The sequence below is a fragment of the Sandarakinorhabdus sp. genome (assembly GCF_051860625.1).
GTDB lineage: Bacteria > Pseudomonadota > Alphaproteobacteria > Sphingomonadales > Sphingomonadaceae > Sandarakinorhabdus.
Genome location: NZ_JBHYDQ010000014.1, coordinates 68,916 through 91,476 on the forward strand (window position 1 = coordinate 68,916; position 22,561 = coordinate 91,476).

The window sequence follows — 22,561 nt, forward strand, 5'->3', positions numbered from 1 at the left end:
CTTTCAGGACGCTGATCCGGCGAAGCAGATATTCACACGCAAATGGCGTTCCGCCGGCTTCGCGCCCCAGTTTCAGCCGTTCCACGAGGCGATTTGAGTGCCTGAAAGTAGACAACATGATGCAGGTGTCCAATCGCAGCCTCAGCGTGTCTATCTACCTCAATCAACCAGTGCAGTCGGGGTTCAGCGACGAGGCTGTCCGTTATCGTCTACCTGAGAAGCTCCGCTGGCTCCCTTGGTTGAACAAGCTGACCGTCGAACGCCGCACCATCTTGCAAACTGCATAAGGGTTCGCACTATGGCGGGGATCAATCAGGCGCCCATCGCCGTCGGTTGCGCCCTGAGCGGCCTGGTCCGGACAGACGGCCGCCTCGGCGCCAGGGCAAGCAGATGCTGCCGGCAAGTGGTGCTGCACGCGGCGCGACCAATCGCGTCGATCGGAATGGAGAGGCAGCGCCGCCTGGAGTGAAGGCTTCGAATCCGGGAAGGCGATTGCGGGGCAGTGGACCAACTGCCAAAGCATCCTTGCGGGTTTGCGGTCTGGCCCTGCTGCGGGAGGCGTTGATGGCAAGCGATGATGTGACCACGGCCGGGGTGATCGCGCCGCCCCCGGCGATTTATGCGACAGGCTTGGGGCTGGGGCTTTTGGCTGACTGGCTGTTGAACCTGCCGCGGCCATTTGACCAGACCATGATGACCGGGGCGGCAGCTGCGGGGCTTGCCGGGCTTGGCATCGCCTGCGCGATTGCCGCGATTGGGCGGTTTCGCGCTGCCGACACGCCCGCTGAGCCGTGGAAGCCGACGCGAAGTCTTGCGACTGATGGTATCTATCGCATCACGCGCAACCCCATGTATCTCGGCATGGCGCTGCTGCTGCTGGCGGCAGGCATCGGCCTGCGCAGCCTTGGTATCATCATGCTGTTTCCGCTGGTGATCCTGGTTGTCGATCGGCTGGTGATCGCGCGGGAGGAGCGATATCTGCGCGGCCTGTTCGGCGACGAATACACGGCCTACCGAGCGCGGGTGCGGCGCTGGTTCTAGAACGAATTGCCTGGCAAACTGGCGGCATTCGCCTTCGCAGGTGAGGATCAGCCAATGGACAAGGTGGCCGCTGTGACGGCAGCCACATTGCAACCAGACGACGGGTGCATGCGGCGGCCCATGCGACACTGAGCAAAAGGAACTTTGCAAAGCCAGCGTTATAACAGGTAGTGACTGCTCAGCAGTCATGTTGCGGACGGCTATTTCGCAGGCCCGCAGGCAGGAGATCCAAATGGATCCGCAACTCATCACGGCAGATCAATATCTGCTGATCTACAACGCATTTTCATTCACGTTTGCGGCAATGGCCGCAGCCACCCTGTTTTTCTGGTTCGGCCGATCCCAGGTCGGCCCCGCATACAAGACCGCACTGACCATCACCGGGCTGGTCACGGCCATTGCCGCCTATCATTATTTCCGCATCTTCGAGAGTTGGACGCAGGCCTATTCGGTCACCGATGGTGTGATCGCCGCGACCGGCTTCGCCTTCAACGATGCCTATCGTTATGTCGATTGGCTACTGACCGTGCCGCTGCTGCTGATCGAACTGGTGCTGGTGATGCGGCTGGCCCAGGCCGAAACTGTATCGACCTCGCTCAAGCTGGGCACGGCTGCGGCGCTGATGATCATCCTGGGCTATCCGGGCGAGATCGCGGATGACAACACCACCCGTGCCATTTGGGGAACCCTGTCGGCGATCCCGTTCCTCTACATCGTCTGGGCCCTGTTCAAGGGCCTGGGATCGGCGATCGAGCGCCAACCGGAAAGCGCACGCGGGTTGATCAAGCAGGCGCGCCTGCTGACCTTCGCTTCCTGGGGCTTCTACCCGATCGTCTACATGATCCCCTACACCAGCCTGGCAGGCGGCACTGTCGAGACCGGCGTGCAGATCGGTTACACCATTGCCGATCTGGTGGCCAAGGTGGGCGTGGGCATCCTGGTGTATCTGATCGCCGTGCGCAAATCGGCGGCGGAATATGGCGAGCCGGGCAAGCCAGCAGCCATAGCAGGCTGAAGCCATCATGCCGGCCGGCGGGGCAAGACGTCCCGCCGGCCGGCATGGCCCTTTTCTCGTTTCGGTTTCACCAGATGGCGACATTGATCATCAGCCGGAGAACAGCCCGTGGCGGCGCCTGGCAAAGCACCGCCCTGATCATGATCACGGCGGGTGCGATCCTTCTGCAAATCGCCGGTCTCGACAGCAGGACCCCGCCGGTCATGGCTGCCACGTCGGTCCTGCTGTTGCTGGCCGGTCTGCCGCATGGCAGCTTTGATCTGGCCTTGCTCAGGCAGTCCACGCGTCAAGGCTGCGGTGTCGGGCCGGTTCTGCTTCTGGTGCTGCTGTACCTTGGCTGCGCTGCCGCCATGTATCTGGTCTGGCAAATGGCGCCCGGCCTGGCGCTCGCGGCCTTCCTGCTGATGGCAATCGGGCACTTTGCCGAGGATTGGATGGCCTGCGAGTCCCGCTTCCTTGCCGCTGGCCTGGCGGCTGCCATTGTTGCGGCCCCGGCCATCGCGCACAGCGGCGATCTGCGCGGCTTGTTCATCACCTTGACCGATGATGCCGGCGCGGCGGTTCTGGCCGATCTGCTGCTGATGGTGGCACCCGCCATGCTGCTGGTCGCGCTGGTGGCGATCAGGCTGTTGTGGGCAGCAGGTCGGGCGGATCTGGCCGTGGCTGCCACATGCAGCCTTTGCGCAATGCTGGTTTTGCCCCCGGTTGCCGGTTTTGCGCTGTTCTTCGCGCTGGTTCACTCACCCCTGCAATTTCGTGCCCATGCCGGTGCGCTGGGCCTCCACGGTTTCCGGCAATGGCGAAGCGTGGTGTGGCCAATCAGCCTGGGCGGGTTGGCCGTGGCTGGCGCGATCTATGCGATGCGGGCGGGCATGACCCTGCCGGACCGGGCGTTTGCCGTCAGCTTCATCACGCTGTCAGTGCTGACGGCGCCGCATATGCTGGTGCCGTGGCTGCAGTGCTTGATCGCAAGGCGCGCCGCGCCACAGGTGCCCGGTGCCGAACGAGGTTAGGCCTTGCCGCTGTTCCAGCCGATCAGGCTGTAGAGCGGGCAGGTGCCGAACAGGCCGGTGAACAACGGCACCAGGCCGAACCAGCCAAGCGGAGTCTGCGGCCCGGTGAAGACGAGGGCGAGCAGGCCGAGGCCCAGCGCGATGCGTAAGGTGCGATCCACGCGGCCGACATTGGATCTGAACATCATTGGTCTCCTGGTTGAACTTGTTCAGCCGCCGAGCGCGGCGGCAAGGCGGTAGGCAGTCGTAAGGCGTTCGGCCGACGCCGCCGCCGCGCGGGCGGCCGCCGCGATGGCTTCGCGTTCGGCATCGAGCAGGGCGAGTTGCGGCTTGAGGCCGACGCGCACTTCATGGGCCACGCTGGCGCGGGCCTGTTCGCTGGCGCTGGCCTGTTCGGCCGCGGCGGCAGCGACCAGCCCGGCGGTGCGCAGGCCTTCGAACAGGGTGATCACCTGTTCCTCGACCTGGGCCCGGGCTGCGCGCAGGCGCGCTTCGGCGGCGCGGGTGTCGGCATCGGTTTCGGTGATGCGGCCCGCCACGCGCCCGCCGCTGTAAAGTTGCCAGGCGGCGCGCACGCCCACGGTGGCGGCATTGGCGCGATAATCGGGGAAGAATTGATCGCGCACCCTGCCGGCTTCGGCAAAGGCGCCCACGGTGGGCAGGCGATCGGCGCTGGCGCCGCGCGCGGCGGCACGGGCGGCTTGGAGCGCGGCTTCGGCGCCGGCAATGGCCGGACTGTTGCGCGCTGCCAGGGTGATCGCCTCATCCAAGGTCGCCGGCGCGGCCGGGCCGGGCGGCAGCGGCGCCAGATCGACAGGTTCGGCACCCACCAGGCTGCGATAGCGGGCGCGGGCTGCCGAGACGGCACCTTGCGCCGCCGCCAACCCACCGCGGGCTTCGGCCAGACGCGCGCTGGCCTGGGCAACATCGGTACTCGGCGCCTCGCCGGCCTTGAACCGCGCCTGCGCCTGGCGGGCGATTTCGCTGGTCTGATCGAGCAGGCGCCGCCAACTGCCGACCATCGCGGTGGTGGCCAGCACATGGCCATAGGCTGCGGCCACATTGGCGGCCAGTTCGGCACGGGCGCCGCTGCGGCCGGCCTCGGCGGCGCTCAAACCGGCGCGGGCACCGGCGGTAGCCGCAGCCACGCGGCCGCCGGTGAAGATCGGTTGTTCGATACTGGCCTGCGCGCTGAACGGCGTGACATTGGCGCCGCCCAGGCCGAAAAATCCCTGCGGATCGAGCCGGCCATAGCCCACTGAACCGCGCACGCCGACACTGGGCAAGCCAGCCGCGCGCGCCTGGGTCACCCGGCCGCCGGCAGCATCGCGGGCCGCATCGGCAACGGCAATCGACGGATCATGCGCCAGCGCCAGGGCGATCGCATCGTCCAGCGTGATCGCGCTGGCCGGCGCCGCCAGCAGCGCGGCGAGCAATGCAAGGCCAGTCCGGCGCATCAGAAGGCCGGGCCGGGGGCGATGCCCAGCTTGCGAAACAGGATGGCCGCCGGGCAAAAGCCGGTGAACGCCGATTGGATCATGTTGAACCCGGCAAACGCAGTGAGCGCCAGCCACCACGGGCTGAACAGCAGCGACAGGCCAACGCCGAGCAGCACGACGAAGCCGGCAAAGGCCAGCACGGCACGATCAAGGGTCATTTGCGGACCTCCTTCAACTTGTGGACACCGATCAGTTCGAGCGCGAGGCGTTCGTAGAAGGGCTCGCTTTCGCCCTTGCGGATCTTGCGCAGGAAATATTTTTCAAAGCCGATCTTGGCGAGATGCACCCATTTGCCCTGCGCCGCCCAATTGACATTGCGCGGCGGGATTTGCGGCTGGGCGATGAAGCAGACACCATCATCGCCGAAATCAGCGAGGCAGATGGCGTTCCAGCTTGCTTCGGCGGTGGGTTCGCGCCCGGCGATGATCGCATCCAGGTTCATGGTGATGGCCGTGGCCATGCTTTCGATCATGAAACCGGTTTTCGGCACGCCGACCGGCACGGGGGTCGGGCCGGTGGGCGGAATGGCGACACACACGCCCAGCGCAAAGACATCCGGGAAGGTCGGGTTGCGCTGATGCTTGTCCACAATCACGAAGCCGCGCGGATTGGTCAGCCCTTCGATCCCGTAGATGGCCGGCACGCCGCGGAAGGCCGGCAGCAGCATGGCATAGTTGAACGGCAGATCGTGGGACCTGGTGACCGCACCACCTTCGGCGATTTCATCGACATGCATCAGGCCGGCCTCCACACTGGTGACGCGGGCGCTGGTGATCCATTTGATATGACGATTGCGCATCTCGCTTTCGAGAATGCCCTTGGTATCGCCCACGCCATCAAGGCCGAGATGGCCGACATAGGGCTCGGCGGTGACGAAGGTCATCGGCACGCGATCACGGATCTTGCGGCGGCGCAATTCCGTGTCGAGGATCATCGCGAATTCATAGGCCGGGCCATAGCAGGAGGCGCCCTGCGCCGCGCCGATGATGATCGGGCCGGGGTTGAGCACGAAGGCATCGAACTTGTCGGCTGCGGCCGCTGCGTGGTGAGTCTGGCAGACGGACACGGTATGGCCATCGGGGCCGAAGCCGGGGATTTCGTCATAGGCATGGTCGGGACCGGTCGCGATTACAAGATAATCATAATTGATGCTGTTGCCGTCATTGAGGTCGATGCGCTTTTCGGACGGGTGGACCCGCTTGGCACCCACCGCGGAAAAGCCGATGCCGTGATCGGCGAAGATCGGCGGCAAGTGAACGCGGATGGCTTCGGGTTCGCGCCAGCGCACGGCGACCCAGGGGTTTGACGGCACGAACCAATAGTCTTCCGACTCCGCCAATACCATGATTTCAGCACGTTTTTTCAACTTTGCCCGCAATTCGTAGGCAGCGATGGTGCCGCCCAGTCCGGCGCCCAGCACGATGATCTTCGGCACGGCCATCTCATGTCCTTCCAAAAGCATCGGCAGCTCCTGATTGCCGATATGACGCTTGACGAATATAAGCTTTACACGATATACGCAAGCAAGAAATCTACATCGACAATCGCAACCAGGAGGTGACCATGTTCGGATTTGGCAAGAAGGCAGGGCATAGCGAAGTGACCCCGCAAGAGCTGCAGGCCATGCTGGCGGCCGGCACCGTCACGCTGGTGGACGTGCGCGAACCCAATGAATTTGCCGCCGAGCATATCGCCGGCGCTGTCAATGTGCCGCTGTCCAGCTTTGATGCGGCGGCGCTGCCGCACGCGCCTGGCCGCGTGACCGTGCTGCAATGCGCGGGCGGCAAGCGTTCGGGCATGGCGCTCGATCGCTGTGCAGCAGTCGAAGCTTCGGCAGATACCCATCTGGCCGGCGGCCTGGGTGCCTGGAAGGCCGCCGGCCTGCCGACCACCCGCTGAACGAAGGCATGACGATGCGCGTTGCACGATCGCCAATCTGGCTGCTGGGCACGGCCCTGCTGGCGCTGGCCGGCTGCGAAGCCGAAAAGCCGGTTGCACCGACAGCGGCCGCGGCCTTGCCGGCCGGTGAGCAACTGAAGCTGGCGCCGGTCAGCATCGCAGACGGCAAGACAGTATCGGCCGAGGTGACCAGCCGCGACCAGGCCGAGGCGCGGGCCCGCATCCCCGGCACCTTGACCGCCTTGTCGGTGCGCGCAGGCGACATGGTCCGCCGCGGCCAGCGCATCGGCACGGTCAGCGATGCGCGCCTGGGCTTTGAAACCAGCGCCGCCAGTGCCCAGGTGGCCGCAGCCGAGGCCGAAGCCGCGCGTGCCCGCGCCGAACTGGCGCGCATCGAGGATCTGTTCCGCAGCAAGGTCTATGCGCAGGCCCGGCTGGATGCGGCCATTGCCACCGCGCGCGCCGCCGATGCCGCTGCTGCTGCCGCACGCGCCCAGCGCGGCGCCAGCGCCAGCGTGGCCGCACAAGGCGCCGTGCTGGCCCCCGCCAGCGGCCGCGTGCTGCGCGCCGATGTGCCGGCCGGATCGGTGGTGGCGCCGGGCCAGTCCATCGCCACCATCACCGCCGGGCCCACCGTGCTGCGCTTGATGCTGCCCGAATCACTGGCCGGCAGCCTGCGCGTCGGGGCGGCCGTGACCCTGGCCGAGCCGATTGCCGGCGCCAGTGCCGGGCGGATCACCCAGATTTATCCGGCGATCACCGCCGGCCAGGTGATGGCCGATGCCAGCATCCCCGGCCTGCCGGAGCGCTTCATCGGGCGGCGCGTGGGCGCCAGCATCGAAACCGGGCGCCGCACCGCCATCGTGGTGCCGCGCCGTTTCGTGGTGACGCGCTTTGGCGTCGATCAGGTCGATATCATCTCCGGCCAGAACGTGAGTGCCGTGCCGGTGCAGACAGCGCCGGTATCGGGCACCGACATGGTCGAGATATTGTCCGGCGTTGCGGCCGGCGACACCCTTTTCCGGGCGCGCACGCCATGACGCCGGAACCCGTCAACCTTGGTCTGTCGGGGCGCCTGACCCGCGCCACCATCGCCTCGCCGCTCACGCCCCTGCTGCTGCTGGCCGCAATCGTGATGGGCCTGCTGGCGCTGCTGGCCATCCCGCGCGAGGAAGAGCCGCAGATCAGCGTGCCGATGGTCGATATCCAGGTGATGGCACCGGGGCTGGCGGCCGCCGACGCGGTCGAACTGGTCGGCATCCCGCTGGAAACCATCGTGAAAAGCGTCGACGGCGTCGAGCATGTCTATACCCAGGCCGAAGATGACGGCGTGATGGTGACGGCGCGCTTCGTGGTCGGCTCCAACCCGGATGCCGCCGCGACCCGCATCGAGGAAAAGCTGCGCGCCAACATGGATCGCATTCCGGTTGGCATCCCCGGCCCGAAAGTGACCGTGCGCGGTATCAACGATGTGCCGATGGTGGTACTTACGTTGGCGCCAAAGCCGGGCGCTGCCGGCCAGTGGAGCGATGCGGCGCTGTATGAACTGGCATCGAAATTGCGCACCGAAATCGCCAAGGTGGACGATGTCGGCCTGACCTTCATCACCGGCGGCCGGCCCGATGAAATCCGCATCGCCCCCAATCCGGCACGGCTGGCGTTGCACCGCGTGCCGCTGAATGCCGTGATCGAGGCGGCCAGCCAGGCCAATCGCGCCGCGCCGGTGGGCAGCATCCGCGATGGCGGTCGGGCGTTGACGGTGACATCCGGGCAGACGCTTGGCTCGGCCCGGGAGATCGGCGGGCTGACAGTGCGCGCCATCGATGGATCGCCCGTCTATCTGCGCGATGTGGCCGATGTGAGCGTGGGCCCGCGCGAGAATCAGGCGCGCGCCTGGCGTTGGTCCAAGGCGGACGAAAAATGGCACAGCGCGCCGGCGGTCAGCCTGGCGGTGGCCAAGCGCGCCGGCGCCAATGCCGTGGTGGTGGCCGAGGCGCTGCTGGCCCGTGTCGAGACGCTGCAGGGCAGCCTGATCCCGGCCGGGGTCGAGGTGGCGGTAACGCGCAACTATGGCGCATCGGCCAATGAAAAGGCCGATGAACTGCTCTATCACCTTGGCCTGGCCACGGTATCGATCATCGTGCTGATCGGCTTTGCCATCGGCTGGCGCGAGGCTGGCGTGACTGCCATCGTCATCCCGACGACGATCCTGCTGACGATGTTTGCGTCCAACCTGATGGGCTACACGATCAACCGCGTCAGCCTGTTCGCGCTGATCTTCTCCATCGGCATTTTGGTGGACGATGCCATCGTCATCATCGAGAATATTGCCCGCCACTGGGCGATGCCGGATGACCGCCCGCGCCTGACCGCGGCCATCGAAGCTGTCGCCGAGGTCGGCAACCCGACCATTGTGGCGACGCTGACAGTGGTGGCGGCGCTGTTGCCGATGCTGTTCGTCTCTGGCCTGATGGGGCCCTATATGGCGCCGATCCCGGTCAATGCCTCGGCGGCGATGGTGTTTTCCTTCTTTGTGGCGGTGATCTTTGCGCCGTGGCTGATGGTGCGCTTTGCGCGGCAGGCGCTGGCGGGGCCGAAGCCTGCCCATGATGAAGGCGGCGGCAAGCTGGGCGCGCTCTATGCCCCGGTGGCGCGGCGCATCATCACCGATCGCAGCACCGCACGCAATTTCCTGATCCTGGTCGGCGTGGCCACGCTGTTTGCCTGCTCGGCCTTCTATTTCAAGGCGGTGACGGTGAAATTGCTGCCATTCGACAACAAGTCGGAACTGCAGGTGGTCGCCGATCTGCCGGAAGGGACCAGCCTGGAGGCCACCGCGCGCACGCTGGATGCCGTGGCGGCCGTGGTGCGCGCCTTGCCCGAAGCCATAGCGATGGAGGCCTATGCCGGCACCTCGGCGCCGTTCAATTTCAACGGGCTGGTCCGCCATTATTTCCTGCGCGACCGCCCGGAAATGGGCGACGTGATGGTGACCTTGCTGCCCAAGGAGGAACGCGACCGCAGCAGCCACATCGTGGCGCTCGATCTGCGGGAGCGACTGAAGGCGGTGCCGCTGCCGGCGGGTGGATCGCTGAAGGTGGTGGAAACCCCGCCCGGCCCGCCGGTGCTGGCGACGCTGCTCGCCGAAATCTATGGCCCGGATGCCGACACGCGCCGCGCCACGGCAGTGCAGGTGGAAAAGCTGTTCAAATCGGTGCCCTATATCGTCGATGTCGATACCAGCCAGGGCCAACAGCGCCCGCGGCTGCGGTTGATCACTGACCGCGACCGGCTGGATTATCACGGCCTGTCACAGCGCGAGGTGCAGGATTCGATTGCCGCGCTGATGGGCAATCACACGCTGGGTTATGCGCCGCGCGGGGGTGGCCGTACGCCGCTGCCGATCACCATGGCGCTGCCACAATCGGCGCGCAGCTGGAGCCAGGCCCTGGCCAGCACGCCGGTGGCGGTCTCGACCAAGACCGGCACGCCGCAACTGATCGAACTGGGCGCGCTGGTCGAGGCGCGTCGCGAGGCCGGCAGCCACATGCTGTTCCGCCGCGATGGCCGCAGCGTTGAAATGGTCACGGCCGAACTGGCCGGCGATTACGAAGCGCCGATTTACGGCATGCTGGCGATCAACCGCGCCATCGACGAATTCGACTGGCAGGCCGCTGGCCTCGCCAAGCCCGATGTGCGCCTGAACGGCCAGCCCGAGGACGAATCGCAGCCCAGCCTGCTCTGGGACGGCGAATGGGAAATCACCTGGGTGACCTTCCGGGACATGGGCGCGGCCTTTGGCGTCGCCCTGATCGGCATCTATGTGCTGGTGGTGGCGCAGTTCAAGAGCTTTCGCCTGCCGCTGGTGATCCTGACGCCGGTGCCGCTGACGCTGATCGGGATCGTCATCGGCCACATGATCTTTGGCGCGCCGTTCACTGCCACCTCGATGATCGGCTTCATCGCCTTGGCCGGGATCATCGTGCGCAATTCGATCCTGCTGGTGGATTTCATCCGCAACAGCGCGGCGCCCGGCAAGCCGCTGCGCGACACGCTGATCGAGGCCGGCACGATCCGCTTCAAGCCGATCGTGCTGACGGCGGCGGCGGCCATGATCGGCGCGGGCGTGATCCTCACCGATCCGATCTTCCAGGGGCTGGCGATCTCGCTGCTGTTCGGGCTGGCATCGTCCACATTGTTGACCGTGCTGGTCATCCCCGCGATTTATGTGGTGCTGCGCGATGATGGTCTTCCCGCCAGCAGGAGCATAGCTGCATGATGGCCGGAACCAGCGTCGAACAACTCGCCAGCCGCGCCGCCGAAGCGGCCGAGACGTTGAAGCTGATCGCCAATCAGCAGCGGTTGCTGCTGCTGTGTCGGTTGAGCCAGGGCGAGGCACCGGTCACCGAGCTTGTTGAGCTGACCGGCCTGTCGCAATCTTCGGTGTCCCAGCATCTGGCGCGGCTGCGCGAGGGCAATATGGTGAAGACCCGGCGCGAAGCGACCACCATCTATTACCGCGTCGCCGATCAGGGCGTCCATGATCTGATCGCCATGCTGTGTGACCGCTTCGGCGGCGCCCGGCCTCATTGAGGATTTGTCATGATGAAACGATTGATCGCCCTGCTGCCCTTGCTGGCACTGGCCGGCGCGGCCCCGGCTCCCACGGAAGTCGGCGCGGCGGACGTGTCGCGGGCGCTGGCGCTGAAATTCCAGCAGGAATTGGGCGGCGCGCTGCAGAGCGCCATAAAGGAACAAGGCACGGCCGGGGCGGTGACGGCCTGCAACAGCATTGCGCCTGCGGTTGCCCAGCGAATTACGGAACAGAGCGGTGCCAGCGTGCGGCGCACGGCGCTGCGCACCCGCAATCCCGGCGCCGCCCCCGATGCCCATGAACGTGCCGCGATGGCCGAACTGGCGGTGGCCCCGGTTGACGCCGCCGGCCAGTTCGCCGAACGCAGCGGCTGGACCGGCAGCGGCCCTGATCGCCGCTATCGTTATGTGCGTGCCATCCCGACCGCGCCGATGTGCCTGTCTTGCCATGGCAGCGCCATCGCACCCGATGTCGCCGCTGCCATTGCTGCGGCTTATCCGGGCGATACCGCCACCGGCTTTGCGCCCGGCCAGATGCGCGGCGCCTTCTCGATCAGCTGGACACCGCAGGCGTTGGCAGCAGCATTGGCCAAAGCCCAATGATTGATCTGGAAACCGTACTCAGCGATGCGCTGGATGATGAATTCAAGGCCGAAGCCACCTATGCTGCGGTAATTGCCCGCTTTGGCGACGTGCGGCCGTTCATCAATATCGTGCAAGCCGAACGCCGCCATGCCGATGCGCTGCTGGGCCAATGCGCGCGGCTGGGCTATGTGCCGCGCGCCAATCGCTGGGCCGGGCAGGTGGCAGCGCCGGCCACGCTGCGCGAAGCCTGTGCGCAAGCGATTGCTGCCGAAGTGGAGAATATTGCGCTCTATGACCGGTTGATACCCGGCGTGACCGACCGCGAAGCGCGCATGGTCCTGGAGCGGCTGCAGGAGGCCTCGCGGGACCGGCATCTGCCGGCTTTCCGGCGCTGTCTCGCCCGCCACGGCGGATAAGGCATCGTGGCAACGGGGCCGGGGATGGGCAACCATCCCCGGCCCCTTGCTCGTGACGCTCAGGCTTCGAGCGGCCGGGTCGAGAAGTACCAGTCGGTGGTGGTATAGCCTTCGTCCTTGCGTGCCTTGGCAGCGGCATAGGTCTTGGGCGGCGGCACGATGGCATCATCGCCGGGGTGCCAGTTTTCCGGCGTGGCAACACCGTTCTTGTCGCTGGCCTGCATGGCCTCCAGCAGGCGGATGAACTCGGCGATGCTGCGGCCGTTGCTCATCGGGTAATAGACCATGGCCCGCAATATGCCTTCGGGGTCGATGAAGAAGGTGGCCCGCACCGCCGAGGTGTCGCTGGCGCCGGGCTGGATCATGCCATAGGCGTTGGCGACCTTCATCGACAGATCCTCGATGATCGGGAACGGGATGGCGACCCCGAAATTCTGCTCGATATTGAGCGCCCAGGCGATATGGGCGTGGCGGCTGTCGATCGACAGGCCGAGCAGTTCGCAGTCCATCGCCTGGAATTGCGGGTACGCCTTGGCAAAGCCGATGAATTCGGTGGTGCACACCGGGGTGAAATCGGCTGGGTGGGAAAACAGCACCAGCCATTTGCCGCGATAATCCGAAAGCTGGCGCGGGCCGAAGGTGGTGTCGGCGGCAAAGTCCGGCGCCGGCTCGTTGATGCGCGGCATGGTCTGGGGTGTGGTGGCTTCAATCACGGCAAACTCCTCGTTGGGGGTCCGATCACCATGGGCGCCAGCAGCCGCCACGTCCAATAGGTTTTCTGACTATCTGTAATCGATTAAATGATATTGTGTCGCAAGGTCTGATCATGACCGGAATGAAACGCCTGCCGCTGGCCCTTCAGCACGGCGAAGCCACCCGCCAGTCCGAGGATCGCAAGAGACCATATGCGGCGTTGCTTCAGGACAATTCGCGGCTGGTGAGGAGGTCGGCAGGGCCGATGCCGCCGAAGATCACCCCAAAGCCCAGCCACGAACATGATATGGCACAGCGCGTTCGGCGCGCGCTGGCGCCGCGCCGGCTGGATTTACAAGAGGCGGGCAAAGCCGGCGGCTGATCCGCCGCCGCGCCGCGCCGCGCCGGGCGCAGGCCGCGCCGGTGCCGTGTCGGTGGCCGTTTCGGCGAGGCTGGCCAGCAGCGCCGCCGTCCGGCCGAGCGCCGCCGGATCGACCCGGTAATAAACCTGCTTGGCGACGCGGCGGGTGATCACCAGTTCCGCCTTGCGCAGGATCGCCAGTTGCTGGGACAGGCCGGGCTGGCCAATGCCCGACGCACTTTCCAGCGCGCTTACGGCATGTTCACCGGCGGCCAGCAGCATCAGCAGCCGCAGCCGTGTCTCGTGGCCGAGCACGCGGAACAGCTCGGCGTTGCGTTCGATTTCGGCGGCGGCAGCACCCCCGGTCATTTTGCCCCGCCGGGCGCGATGCGGTGAAACCAGGTCTCGATACCCGTGCTGGCCAGCATGGCATCCTGATGCACTTCCGGCGGCAACAGTACATCGCCGCCCGGCTGCCAGCCTTCGGGCGTCACCACATCGTCGGCATCCACCCGCTGCAGCGCGGCCACCACGCGCAGCATCTCGTCCACGGCACGGCCAACGGTGGCGGGATAGCAGGTCATGGCGCGGATGATGCCGGCCGGATCGATGAAGAAGGTCGATCGCATGGTGCTGGCATCCCGAGCGCCATCGGCAATCATGCCATAGGCGCGGCCAACAACCATCGAAGGGTCCTCCACGATCGGAAAGCTGACCGTCACGCCAAAGCCGTCGCGGATCGCCCGCACCCAGGCGAGGTGCGAATAGAGACTGTCCACCGACACCGCGAGCAAGGCGCAATCAAGCGCCGCAAACCGCCCGGCCGCGCGGGACAGGGCCACGAATTCGGTGGTGCACACCGGCGTGAAATCGGCCGGGTGCGAGAACAGCACCAGCCAGCGCCCCCGATAATCGGACAGGCTGACCTGGCCCATGGTGGTGCGCGCGGCAAAGTTCGGGGCGGCGTCGCCAATGTGCAGTTGCGGGCGCTGCGTCGTCTGGTCGCTGATCGCGTCGGGCATCAGGTCGGGATCGCTTTCTGCTGGCAATGCGTGTTGAGGGGGTATAATACCAAATGATGATTACATATCAAGCGTAATTGATAAAACGACTGCGCCGAGCATGAAGGACCTGGCCATGACCGACATCGCATTGCAAACCGCTGCCGCGATCACCGCTGGCGCTGCGCCGCAGGTGATCAGCCTGTTCGATGAAGCCACCTTTACCGCCACCCACCTCGTGATCGATCCAGCCACCAAGAGGGCCGCGATCATCGACAGCGTGCTGGATTTCGATGCAGCGTCGGGCCGGACGTCGCATGCATCGGCTGACAAGCTTGTCGCCCTGGTGGCCGAACATGGCCTGACCATCGAGTGGATCCTGGAAACCCATGCCCATGCCGATCACTTGTCGGCAGCGCCTTATCTGCAGGAAAAGCTCGGCGGCAAGATCGCCATCGGCCGCGAGATCCGGCATGTGCAGGGCGTGTTCGGCGCCATCTTCAACGAAGGCGACGATCTGGCACGGGATGGATCACAGTTCGATCATCTGTTCGGTGATGGCGAACGCTTCCGCATTGGATCGCTGGAGGCCATCGCCCTGCATGTGCCCGGCCACACGCCGGCGGACATGGCCTATGTTGTTGGCGACGCGGCCTTTGTGGGCGACACGCTGTTCATGCCGGATTACGGCACGGCGCGGGCGGATTTTCCCGGCGGCGATGCGCGCACATTGTTCCGATCGATCCGCCGCCTGCTCGATCTGCCGCCCGCAGCGCGCGTGTTCCTGTGTCATGACTACAAGGCGCCGGGCCGCGACAGCTATGCCTATGAAACCACCATCGGCGCCGAGCGCACGGCCAATGTTCATGTGCATGACGGCGTGAGCGAAGATGATTTCGTGACCATGCGCGAGGCGCGCGACAAGACGCTGGGCATGCCCAAGCTGATCCTGCCGTCGATCCAGATCAACATCCGCGCCGGGCATCTGCCGGCCCCCGAAGCCAATGGCACGCGCTATCTGAAATTGCCGCTGAACCAGCTGTGAGATGATGCTGCTGGAGCCTCTGCAATATCTGTTCGGTGGCCTGTCGGGCATCCTGGTGGGCTTCACCCTGGGGCTGGTCGGCGGCGGCGGCTCGATCCTGGCGGTGCCGCTGATGGTCTATCTGGTGGGTGTGCCCAATCCCCACATTGCCATCGGCACCAGCGCGCTGGCGGTGGCCGTAAATGCCGCGGCCAATCTGCTGCCGCATGCGCGCAGCGGCACCGTGAAATGGCGCTGTGCCGGGTTGTATGCAGCGGCTGGCATCATCGGCGCGTGGCTCGGCTCCAGCCTCGGCAAGGCGTTTGACGGCGAGAAACTGCTGTTCCTGTTTGCGCTGCTGATGCTGGTGGTGGGTGGCCTGATGCTGAAGGGGCGCGATGCCATCGGCAACCCGGCGGTGCGGCTCAATCGCGAGAATGCGCCGGCCATCGGCGGCTTTGGCGCAGCGACCGGCCTGTTCTCCGGCTTTTTCGGCATCGGCGGCGGCTTTCTGATCGTGCCGGGCCTGATTGCCTCCACGGGGATGCCGATGCTCAACGCCGTGGGATCGTCGCTGGTGGCGGTGGCGGCGTTCGGGCTGACCACTTCGCTGAACTATGCCAGTTCGGGGCTGATCGATTGGCCATTGGCGGCCGTGTTCATCGCCGGCGGCATCCTGGGCGGACTTGGCGGCGCGTTGGGTGCCCGGCGCCTGTCGGCCCGCAAGGGCCTGCTCAACACGCTGTTCGCCGCACTGATCTTTGCCGTGGCGGGCTACATGCTCTGGCAGAGCAGCGCCGCCTTTCGCGGCTGAACTATCGGGGGGAAGCAAAGTCACGATCGATGTGCCCGAGACAGGCCGGACCCACCGACTTTCATGCCTGCCGAACATTTGGAAGGGATCATCATGACCACCCCCGCCGCCATTCTTCCGCAACTGCCGCCAGTCGACGGCAAGCGCCGCGATTTCCTGTATGTCGCAACAGCCAGCGTGGCCGCCGTCGGTGCCGCCGCCACGGTCTGGCCGCTGATCAACCAGATGAACCCGTCCGCCGATGTCATGGCGGCGGCCTCTGTGGATGTCGATCTCGCCGGGATCGAACCAGGGCAGGCCGTTGTCGCCAGCTGGCGCGGCAAGCCGGTCTTCGTGCGCAATCTCACCGCCGCCGAACAGGCAGCCGCCAATGATTATCCCGCTGACAAATTGCGTGATCCCGAAACATTGGCTGATCGCACCAAGCCTGGCCATGCCAACTGGCTGATCTCGATCGGCATCTGCACCCATCTCGGTTGCGTACCGTTGGGCGGCCGCGAAGGCGAAGTGAAGGGCGACCATGGCGGCTATTACTGCCCTTGCCATGGATCGGTGTATGATACGGCCGGCCGCATTCGCAAGGGCCCGGCTCCGCGCAATCTCGATCTGCCGGACCATGTGTTCACGTCGCCCACCCAGGTCAGAATTGGCTGAAGCGGAAAACAGCCCGCAACCAACGGCCTGGCACCAATGATCATCAGCAGGTCGCGGTTGTGGGTTACGCAGGGCAGCGCAGCCACGCGCATGACAATCGGGTGCCCTTGCCCTAGATTGGTCTTCGGGTGACGTTTTTGCGATATCTGTCGATGGCTCAGTTGCGCGCGCTGCTGGCGTTCGCCCTTGTGGCGCTCGCGATGCAGGCAATCGTGCCGGCGGGGCTGATGGTTGCGCCCTCTGCTGCCCATGGGGCGCAGATCATCCTGTGCACGCAAACGCATCTGCTGGCTCGCGCCGCTGCAGCCCAAGCCATTGAAGCAGCCGCCGCTGTTGACGCCATGGCCGCCGTTCACGTTGCCATGGGGCATGCGCCGCAGGGCCATGCTACGATCGATCACGCGGCAATGGGCCACGGACCTGCGCCGGATGATCCTGCTCCGGAACCGTCAACCGCAGCGAACGGGCAGTCCTGCGCCGTTGCCGGAGCAGGCGCGCTCGCAGCTTTGCTGCCGGAACCAGCAGTGGCTTTTGCTGCGCTGCCGATCCTGCTTTCCCGGCCACCCTTGCCGGGGCAACCGCTCGGCCTGATCGAACAGGCGCGGCTGCGTCCGCCGCTGCGCGCACCTCCTGCACTGATCTGATCTTCCAACACATTCCGGTACTGTGCTGGTGACGGCGTTCACGCCGCCGCCGCGCTGCGTGCCGGCAACGCCCTCGATACGGGATAGATCAGCCATGCACCTCTTCACCATCGCCCGGGGCAGCCTGCTTGCCGGATGCACCATGCTTGCCGCCCAGACCGCGTTGGCCGAACAGGCGACCACCGTCGGCCGCGAAGACGCACTGACCGACACGATCATCGTTACCGCCAGGCGCCAGGACAGGATCGCCAGCGACGCGGTTGCTGCCCCGCGCCAGATCGCCCTGCCCGCCGATGCCGCTGCCATCGCCGCGCGCGTGGCCGGCGGTGACATGTTCGGCAATGGTGCGCTGTCGGGTCAGCTATCCTATCGCGGTGTTGCGGCCTTACCTGCCATAGGCACGGGCTCGCGCCCCTGCCCCCCGTCTGTTCAGGCGCCTGTAATGCCGCGTTTACGCTCGCGGATTCAAAGAACAAACATCCTCACCCCAGCCCGACCACATCCGGCAATTCTTGAAACACGCGTCCGCAGTTTTGACAGAATGGACGAATTCGACCGGAATCCGCCTTGTTTTCACTGGCAGTTTCAATTTCCCGCATTCGCGCCGCGGCAGACCGGCGAACAACAGCATGATGACAGGCCTTGCCCATGTAGGACAGGCCTGCATCCGCCTTGCAAACCGGGACCGCTGGCAAGATGGCCATGCATGGAATGGGGTTGGAAGCGGCCAAACAACACATGAATTACCTTGATTGAAAATGCTACCCTTTATTCGCTCTAGGAAATGAGTTAGACGATTTGGGATCCCGCTAACTAAGATACCATTCAGATGATGAGGACTAGGTAAATGTCAGAAAGGACGCGCCGCCTCCCTCAAAATGTAGCAGAAATCTCTCCAATGAGCGAAATTTTGAGGCTAATAGCTTCGAGGTACTTATCTTCAAAACCTTGCGTAGTTATCCGTTATGGTGACACATCTGGCCGTGTTATTGCAAGACCTGAGCAAGGGACAAGTGAATATAATTATCTACGATCTTTCCTTGGTAGTGCTGTAACACCTGAAAACATAGATTATCTGGCATGTTTGATCGAAAAATCAGTCCAGCATAGCGATGTTATCGGGCTGCGTTCCGATCTTTTTGGCCCAAACATCACTAGTGATATAATTGATGCCAGTGATGATGAGATCTTAGCACGACTAGCTGCTGTCTACCCAATCAGGGATTTCGAAGTTAGTCGCTTAGGCCCCGACGATGCGCATAGGCTAGCGCAGACGCGAGCCGCAATGGAGAAGCTTGAAATCCCTGCATCGTCGCTCTTGTCTGATGCTTGGGTCCATGTATCCCTTGCGGAAACTGGATTTTTGACCACCCTGATGCGCGAGGCACCTCGCTTTTCGATAATAACATCAACTGACCGGCGTGCAGTTATACAGAAGTTAGTACAAGCCTTTCCGGGTAAGCTACGCTATTTTGAATGCCCTTCTTACCCTTGGATAGAGCGGACTTGGGGCGCAGACCATAGCTTTATCTGGAGTAGATGGACGAATTTAGTTTATTTTATCGAACCTTCCTACCCAGGCGAGCCCCTCTTTATTTCCAGTGGTATTTGGACAAAGGCTTTGGCGCCCGCGTGGGCAAGTAGAGGCGGTATCGCGATCGATACCGGTTCTATCATGGATTATTTTGATGACGTTGCAAGTCGTCCAGCGGTGCTTGCGACCCGATACGGCAATCCGGGCCTCGTCCCAGAAATTTTATCTCTAGATCGTCAATTAGCCACACCTCTTTCATTACAGGATTTTCTGAAATGAAGGGGCGTGGAGCACTAGCCGTAAATGACCGCTGATGAGGGCAATAGCTGCTAAACACCAACCGTTACCGCCTCAAATCAACCCCGCCAGCGGGCTCGACGGGTCGGCATAGCGGCGTTTGCCCATGCGCCCGGCGCGATAGGCCAGGCGCCCGGCTTCTACCGCTTGGCGCATGGCGCGTGCCATCAGGATCGGGTCCTTGGCCTCGGCAATGGCGGTATTCATCAGCACGCCGGCGCAGCCCAGTTCCATCGCGACGGCGGCATCGGACGCCGTGCCGACGCCGGCATCGATGAGCACCGGCACCTTCGCATTTTCCACGATCAGGCGCAGCGTTACCGGGTTCTGGATGCCCAGGCCGCTGCCGATCAGGCTGCCCAGTGGCATGATCGCGGCGGCGCCAAGCTCTTCCAGTTTCTTCGCGGCGATGGGATCGTCGGCGCAATAGACCATCACTTCGAAGCCGTCCTTCACCAGGATATCGGTGGCGCGCAGGGTTTCGGCCATGTCGGGATAGAGGGTGCGGGCTTCGCCGAGCACTTCCAGCTTCACCAGATTCCAGCCCCCCGCCTCGCGCGCCAGGCGCAGCGTGCGGATGGCGTCATCCGCGGTGAAGCAGCCGGCGGTGTTGGGCAGGTAGGTGAAGCGCTTGGGATCGATATAGTCCGTCAGCATCGGCGCATTGCGGTCGGTCACATTCACCCGCCGCACCGCCACGGTCACGATCTCGGCGCCCGAAGCCTCTACCGCGGCGGCGTTCTGGGCATAATCCTTGTATTTGCCGGTGCCGACGATCAGCCGCGACGTGAAGGTGCGGCCCGCCACTGACCATGTGTCGTCATCCTGGCCGCCACCAACAAAATGCACGATTTCCAGCGCATCGCCGTCGGCCAGCGCCACTTGCGCAAAGGTCGATCGCGGCACGATCGACAGATTGCGCTCCACCGCCACCTTTTCCGGCGGCAGATCGAGTTCGCGCAGCAGATCGGCCACGCTGCACCCAGGCGCCACCGTGCGCGGGTCGCCATTCAATCGGATCGTCATCATATCGTCGCCGCCGCCAATATCGCTGCGCGCAGTTCCGGGATGCCCAGGCCCTTTTCCGCCGAGGTGGCGAACACCTGCGGATAGGCGGCGGGGTGGATGCGGCTGGCGTTCAGCGTCGCTTCGGTCAGCGCGTCGAGCGCGCTCGGCTTGATCTTGTCGGCCTTGGTCAGCACCACCAGAAAGCTCATCGCTGCCTTGTCGAGAATGCCCATGATCTCGCGGTCCACCGGCTTGATGCCGTGGCGGCTGTCGATCAGTACCAGCACACGGCGCAGCACGACCCGGCCGCGCAGATAATCGAACACCAGATGTTTCCATTGCCGAACCACATCCTTGGGCGCCTCGGCAAAGCCATAGCCCGGCATGTCAACCAGTCGGAACTGCACGGGCTCCCCCACTTCGAAGATGTTCAGTTCCTGCGTGCGCCCTGGCGTGACGGACGTGCGCGCCAGCCCGTGCCGGCCGGTGATGGCATTCAGCAGCGATGATTTCCCGACATTGCTGCGCCCGGCAAAGGCGATTTCCGGCACATCTGGGGCGGGCAGAAACTGCAGTTCGGGCGCGGACAGCAGGAAATTCACCGGCCCGGCGAAACGCTTGCGGGCCTGCTCGATCAGATCGTCCTGTTCGTGCTCGCTCACTTCTTGCGCCGCCCACCGGCTGGGCTGCGTGGCTGTGGGGCGCGCGGCGCCGGTTTGGCCATGGAAACCGGTTTCGCATCCACCACCATCTGCGCTGGCGGTGTCGCCGGGGTGGGATATTTGCGGTTCATGTAAAGCTGCTGCCCGATCGAAACCAGGTTGTTCACCGTCCAGTACAACTGCAGCCCGGCCGCAAACGGCGCCATGAAGAACATGAAAATCCACGGCATCAGCGCGAATACCTGCTGCTGTACCGGGTCCATGGTGGCGGGGCTCAATTTCTGCTGCACATACATGGTGACGCCGAGCAGGATCGGCAGCACGCCCAGCGCAATCACAGCCGGCGGCTGCCAGGCGATCAGCCCGAACAGATTGAGCGGGGTAAGCGGGTCCGGCGCCGACAGATCATTCAGCCACAGCACGAACGGCTGGTGGCGCATTTCGATGGAGATCAGCAGCGTTTTATAGAGCGCGTAGAAGATCGGGATCTGCAGCAGGATCGGCAGGCAGCCGGCCAGCGGATTGACCTTCTCCGTCTTGTAGATGGCCATCATTTCCTGCTGGGCCTTCAGCTTGTCGTCCTTGTTGCGCTCCTGGATGGCCTTCATCTTCGGCGCGATCAGGCGCATCTTGGCCATGGATTCATATTGCTTGTTCGCAATCGGGAACATGGCGGCACGCACCACCAGGGTCAGGCCGATGATCGCCACACCGAAGTTGCCGGTGAACTTGAACAGCCAATCGAGCAGATAGAAGATCGGCTTGGCGATCACTTCGAACCAGCCCCAGCTCACCGCCTTGTCGAGGCGCGGGATGCCGGCTTCGGTATAGCGGTCGAGCAGATCGACTTCCTTGGCGCCGGCAAACAGCTTGGCGGTGTTGGTGATGCGGCCGCCAGCCGGCACGGTGATGGCACCGGCCAGCCAATCGGTTTGGTACTGCCCGGCCGCGTGCTGGAACGTCGCGGTGATGCGCGCCTTCTGATCGGGGATGCTGGCGGCGAGCCAATATTTCTCGGTCAGCCCCAGCCAGCCGCCAGTGGAGGGGATGCGCTGCGGGCCATTATCCTTCAGATCTTCAAATTCGATGTCGCTGTCGTTCAACGTGCCATCCAGCACGGCAATCGGCCCGACATGCACATTGATTTCGGCCGCCGGGGCCTCGCCGCGCCGCGACACCAGACCGAACGGCTGCAGGCTGATGGCCTGGGCGGTCGGGTTGTCGATGCTCTGTTCGACAGTGAACATGAAATCGCTGTCGATGCTGATCTTCTGGCGGAAGGTCAGGCCTTGGGCAGTGGTGGTCAGCGTGACCGGTGTCGTCGGAGTTAGCGTTTCGCGATCCGCCGTCCACACGGCATTTGCCGGCGGCGCGACGCCGCCAACCCAGCCGAACTGCGCGAACTGCGCGTCGGCGGTGCCGCTGGGCGAAAACAGCCGAATCGGCGCACTGTCGTCGTCAAGTGTCTGGCGATAATTGGGCAGCACCAGATCATCGAAGCGCGCACCAGCCAGGTTGATCGAACCATTGAGCCGCGGCGTTTCGATGCGCACGCGTGGGCTTGCTGCCAGCGCGGTGGCGCGCGGCACCGTGGCGGTCGCGCCGGGGATCGCCGGAGCGGCACCATTGGCCACGGCCGCGGGGGCCGCCGGCGCAGTTGCGTTCTGGCTGGCCGTCACCGGCACCGGTTCCTGCGGCAGGAAGCGATCGGCAAGGAAGGTCCAGCCGATCAGCACCAGCGATGAAAGCAGCACGGCCAGCACGATATTTCGCGTGTCGGGCGATTGATTGTCCAAGGTCTGTCTCTT

General features: G+C 64.5%; 26 protein-coding genes. 16 read left to right on the plus strand and 10 right to left on the minus strand.

The features are described 5' to 3' along the window. Positions 1-564 precede the first annotated feature (564 nt). The 3 genes from ACTIEZ_RS13130 (at position 565) to ACTIEZ_RS13140 (ending at position 3,069) form a co-directional block, all read left to right on the plus strand. Positions 565-1,041 (plus strand): methyltransferase family protein, encoded by a 477-nt coding sequence (locus ACTIEZ_RS13130; protein WP_439547134.1) that lies wholly within the window; start codon positions 565-567, stop codon positions 1,039-1,041. A 232-nt stretch (positions 1,042-1,273) separates the two neighbouring features. Then, positions 1,274-2,056 (plus strand): bacteriorhodopsin-like, encoded by a 783-nt coding sequence (locus ACTIEZ_RS13135; protein WP_439547135.1) that lies wholly within the window; start codon positions 1,274-1,276, stop codon positions 2,054-2,056. A gap of 44 nt (positions 2,057-2,100) precedes the next feature. Continuing rightward, positions 2,101-3,069 (plus strand): beta-carotene 15,15'-dioxygenase, Brp/Blh family, encoded by a 969-nt coding sequence (locus tag ACTIEZ_RS13140; RefSeq protein ID WP_439547136.1) that lies wholly within the window; start codon positions 2,101-2,103, stop codon positions 3,067-3,069. On the opposite strand, the gene ACTIEZ_RS13145 is transcribed toward ACTIEZ_RS13140, so the two are convergent. The 4 genes from ACTIEZ_RS13145 to ACTIEZ_RS13160 are packed head-to-tail and all read right to left on the minus strand — an operon-like array spanning position 3,066 to position 6,030. Next, a complete protein-coding gene (locus tag ACTIEZ_RS13145; RefSeq protein WP_439547137.1) occupies positions 3,066-3,257 on the minus strand; it encodes a YgaP family membrane protein in 192 nt (63 codons plus the stop codon). The genes ACTIEZ_RS13140 and ACTIEZ_RS13145 overlap by 4 nt on opposite strands. Before the next feature lie 21 nt (positions 3,258-3,278). Next, positions 3,279-4,526, minus strand: a complete 1,248-nt coding sequence (locus tag ACTIEZ_RS13150; RefSeq protein WP_439547138.1) for a TolC family protein — start codon at positions 4,524-4,526, stop codon at positions 3,279-3,281. Further along, positions 4,526-4,726 carry a YgaP family membrane protein gene (locus ACTIEZ_RS13155; RefSeq protein ID WP_439547139.1) on the minus strand — a complete coding sequence of 67 codons (201 nt, stop codon included), beginning with the start codon at positions 4,724-4,726 and terminating at the stop codon, positions 4,526-4,528. The genes ACTIEZ_RS13150 and ACTIEZ_RS13155 overlap by 1 nt, the downstream gene beginning before the upstream one ends. Then, on the minus strand, positions 4,723-6,030 hold the full coding sequence (locus tag ACTIEZ_RS13160) for an NAD(P)/FAD-dependent oxidoreductase (protein WP_439547140.1): 1,308 nt from the start codon (positions 6,028-6,030) through the stop codon (positions 4,723-4,725). The genes ACTIEZ_RS13155 and ACTIEZ_RS13160 overlap by 4 nt, the downstream gene beginning before the upstream one ends. Positions 6,031-6,131: 101 nt before the next feature. Between ACTIEZ_RS13160 and ACTIEZ_RS13165 the strand changes: the two genes are divergently transcribed. From ACTIEZ_RS13165 to ACTIEZ_RS13190, 6 genes are read left to right on the plus strand one after another with little or no spacing between them, the layout of a single operon-like run. Further along, positions 6,132-6,467: a rhodanese-like domain-containing protein gene (locus ACTIEZ_RS13165; protein ID WP_439547141.1), complete on the plus strand. Its 336-nt coding sequence runs from the start codon at positions 6,132-6,134 to the stop codon at positions 6,465-6,467. An 8-nt stretch (positions 6,468-6,475) separates the two neighbouring features. Then, positions 6,476-7,507, plus strand: a complete 1,032-nt coding sequence (locus ACTIEZ_RS13170) for an efflux RND transporter periplasmic adaptor subunit (protein WP_439547142.1) — start codon at positions 6,476-6,478, stop codon at positions 7,505-7,507. Then, positions 7,504-10,746 (plus strand): efflux RND transporter permease subunit, encoded by a 3,243-nt coding sequence (locus ACTIEZ_RS13175; protein WP_439547143.1) that lies wholly within the window; start codon positions 7,504-7,506, stop codon positions 10,744-10,746. The genes ACTIEZ_RS13170 and ACTIEZ_RS13175 overlap by 4 nt, the downstream gene beginning before the upstream one ends. Continuing rightward, on the plus strand, positions 10,743-11,060 hold the full coding sequence (locus tag ACTIEZ_RS13180; RefSeq protein ID WP_439547144.1) for an ArsR/SmtB family transcription factor: 318 nt from the start codon (positions 10,743-10,745) through the stop codon (positions 11,058-11,060). The genes ACTIEZ_RS13175 and ACTIEZ_RS13180 overlap by 4 nt, the downstream gene beginning before the upstream one ends. A gap of 9 nt (positions 11,061-11,069) precedes the next feature. Further along, entirely contained in the window at positions 11,070-11,663 is a 594-nt protein-coding gene (locus ACTIEZ_RS13185; protein WP_439547145.1) for a Tll0287-like domain-containing protein, read from the plus strand. After that, a complete protein-coding gene (locus ACTIEZ_RS13190; RefSeq protein ID WP_439547146.1) occupies positions 11,660-12,061 on the plus strand; it encodes a ferritin-like domain-containing protein in 402 nt (133 codons plus the stop codon). Before ACTIEZ_RS13185 ends, ACTIEZ_RS13190 begins: the two co-directional genes overlap by 4 nt. Before the next feature lie 59 nt (positions 12,062-12,120). Here ACTIEZ_RS13190 and ACTIEZ_RS13195 read toward each other — a convergent pair whose 3' ends face one another. Then, positions 12,121-12,747, minus strand: coding sequence for a peroxiredoxin (locus ACTIEZ_RS13195; RefSeq protein ID WP_439547166.1), 627 nt, complete (start codon positions 12,745-12,747; stop codon positions 12,121-12,123). Positions 12,748-12,887: 140 nt separating this feature from the next. Here ACTIEZ_RS13195 and ACTIEZ_RS13200 point away from each other — a divergent pair, with 140 nt between their 5' ends. After that, the gene (locus ACTIEZ_RS13200) at positions 12,888-13,136 is read left to right on the plus strand and encodes a hypothetical protein (RefSeq protein WP_439547147.1); all 249 of its coding nucleotides are present in this window, start codon (positions 12,888-12,890) and stop codon (positions 13,134-13,136) included. On the opposite strand, the gene ACTIEZ_RS13205 is transcribed toward ACTIEZ_RS13200, so the two are convergent. Next, positions 13,107-13,484, minus strand: a complete 378-nt coding sequence (locus tag ACTIEZ_RS13205; protein ID WP_439547148.1) for an ArsR/SmtB family transcription factor — start codon at positions 13,482-13,484, stop codon at positions 13,107-13,109. The genes ACTIEZ_RS13200 and ACTIEZ_RS13205 overlap by 30 nt on opposite strands. Next, on the minus strand, positions 13,481-14,137 hold the full coding sequence (locus ACTIEZ_RS13210; RefSeq protein ID WP_439547149.1) for a peroxiredoxin: 657 nt from the start codon (positions 14,135-14,137) through the stop codon (positions 13,481-13,483). The genes ACTIEZ_RS13205 and ACTIEZ_RS13210 overlap by 4 nt, the downstream gene beginning before the upstream one ends. Positions 14,138-14,252: 115 nt before the next feature. Here ACTIEZ_RS13210 and ACTIEZ_RS13215 point away from each other — a divergent pair, with 115 nt between their 5' ends. The 6 genes from ACTIEZ_RS13215 to ACTIEZ_RS13240 all read left to right on the plus strand — a co-directional run bounded on the left by ACTIEZ_RS13215 (position 14,253) and on the right by ACTIEZ_RS13240 (position 19,065). Continuing rightward, a complete protein-coding gene (locus tag ACTIEZ_RS13215; protein WP_439547150.1) occupies positions 14,253-15,161 on the plus strand; it encodes an MBL fold metallo-hydrolase in 909 nt (302 codons plus the stop codon). A gap of 4 nt (positions 15,162-15,165) precedes the next feature. Next, complete coding sequence (locus ACTIEZ_RS13220; RefSeq protein WP_439547167.1) at positions 15,166-15,954, plus strand: sulfite exporter TauE/SafE family protein; 789 nt, start codon at positions 15,166-15,168, stop codon at positions 15,952-15,954. A 93-nt stretch (positions 15,955-16,047) separates the two neighbouring features. After that, entirely contained in the window at positions 16,048-16,608 is a 561-nt protein-coding gene (gene petA / locus ACTIEZ_RS13225; protein WP_439547151.1) for a ubiquinol-cytochrome c reductase iron-sulfur subunit, read from the plus strand. A gap of 152 nt (positions 16,609-16,760) precedes the next feature. Then, on the plus strand, positions 16,761-17,252 hold the full coding sequence (locus tag ACTIEZ_RS13230) for a hypothetical protein (protein ID WP_439547152.1): 492 nt from the start codon (positions 16,761-16,763) through the stop codon (positions 17,250-17,252). Between the two features lie 94 nt (positions 17,253-17,346). Beyond that, positions 17,347-17,994 (plus strand): hypothetical protein, encoded by a 648-nt coding sequence (locus tag ACTIEZ_RS13235; RefSeq protein ID WP_439547153.1) that lies wholly within the window; start codon positions 17,347-17,349, stop codon positions 17,992-17,994. A gap of 156 nt (positions 17,995-18,150) precedes the next feature. Further along, a complete protein-coding gene (locus ACTIEZ_RS13240) occupies positions 18,151-19,065 on the plus strand; it encodes a hypothetical protein (protein WP_439547154.1) in 915 nt (304 codons plus the stop codon). Between the two features lie 72 nt (positions 19,066-19,137). On the opposite strand, the gene thiS is transcribed toward ACTIEZ_RS13240, so the two are convergent. The 3 genes from thiS to yidC are packed head-to-tail and all read right to left on the minus strand — an operon-like array spanning position 19,138 to position 22,549. Further along, a complete protein-coding gene (thiS, locus tag ACTIEZ_RS13245; RefSeq protein ID WP_439547155.1) occupies positions 19,138-20,109 on the minus strand; it encodes a sulfur carrier protein ThiS in 972 nt (323 codons plus the stop codon). After that, positions 20,109-20,753 (minus strand): ribosome biogenesis GTP-binding protein YihA/YsxC, encoded by a 645-nt coding sequence (gene yihA, locus ACTIEZ_RS13250; protein WP_439547156.1) that lies wholly within the window; start codon positions 20,751-20,753, stop codon positions 20,109-20,111. The genes thiS and yihA overlap by 1 nt, the downstream gene beginning before the upstream one ends. Then, on the minus strand, positions 20,750-22,549 hold the full coding sequence (yidC, locus tag ACTIEZ_RS13255) for a membrane protein insertase YidC (protein ID WP_439547157.1): 1,800 nt from the start codon (positions 22,547-22,549) through the stop codon (positions 20,750-20,752). The genes yihA and yidC overlap by 4 nt, the downstream gene beginning before the upstream one ends. Positions 22,550-22,561: the final 12 nt, after the last annotated feature.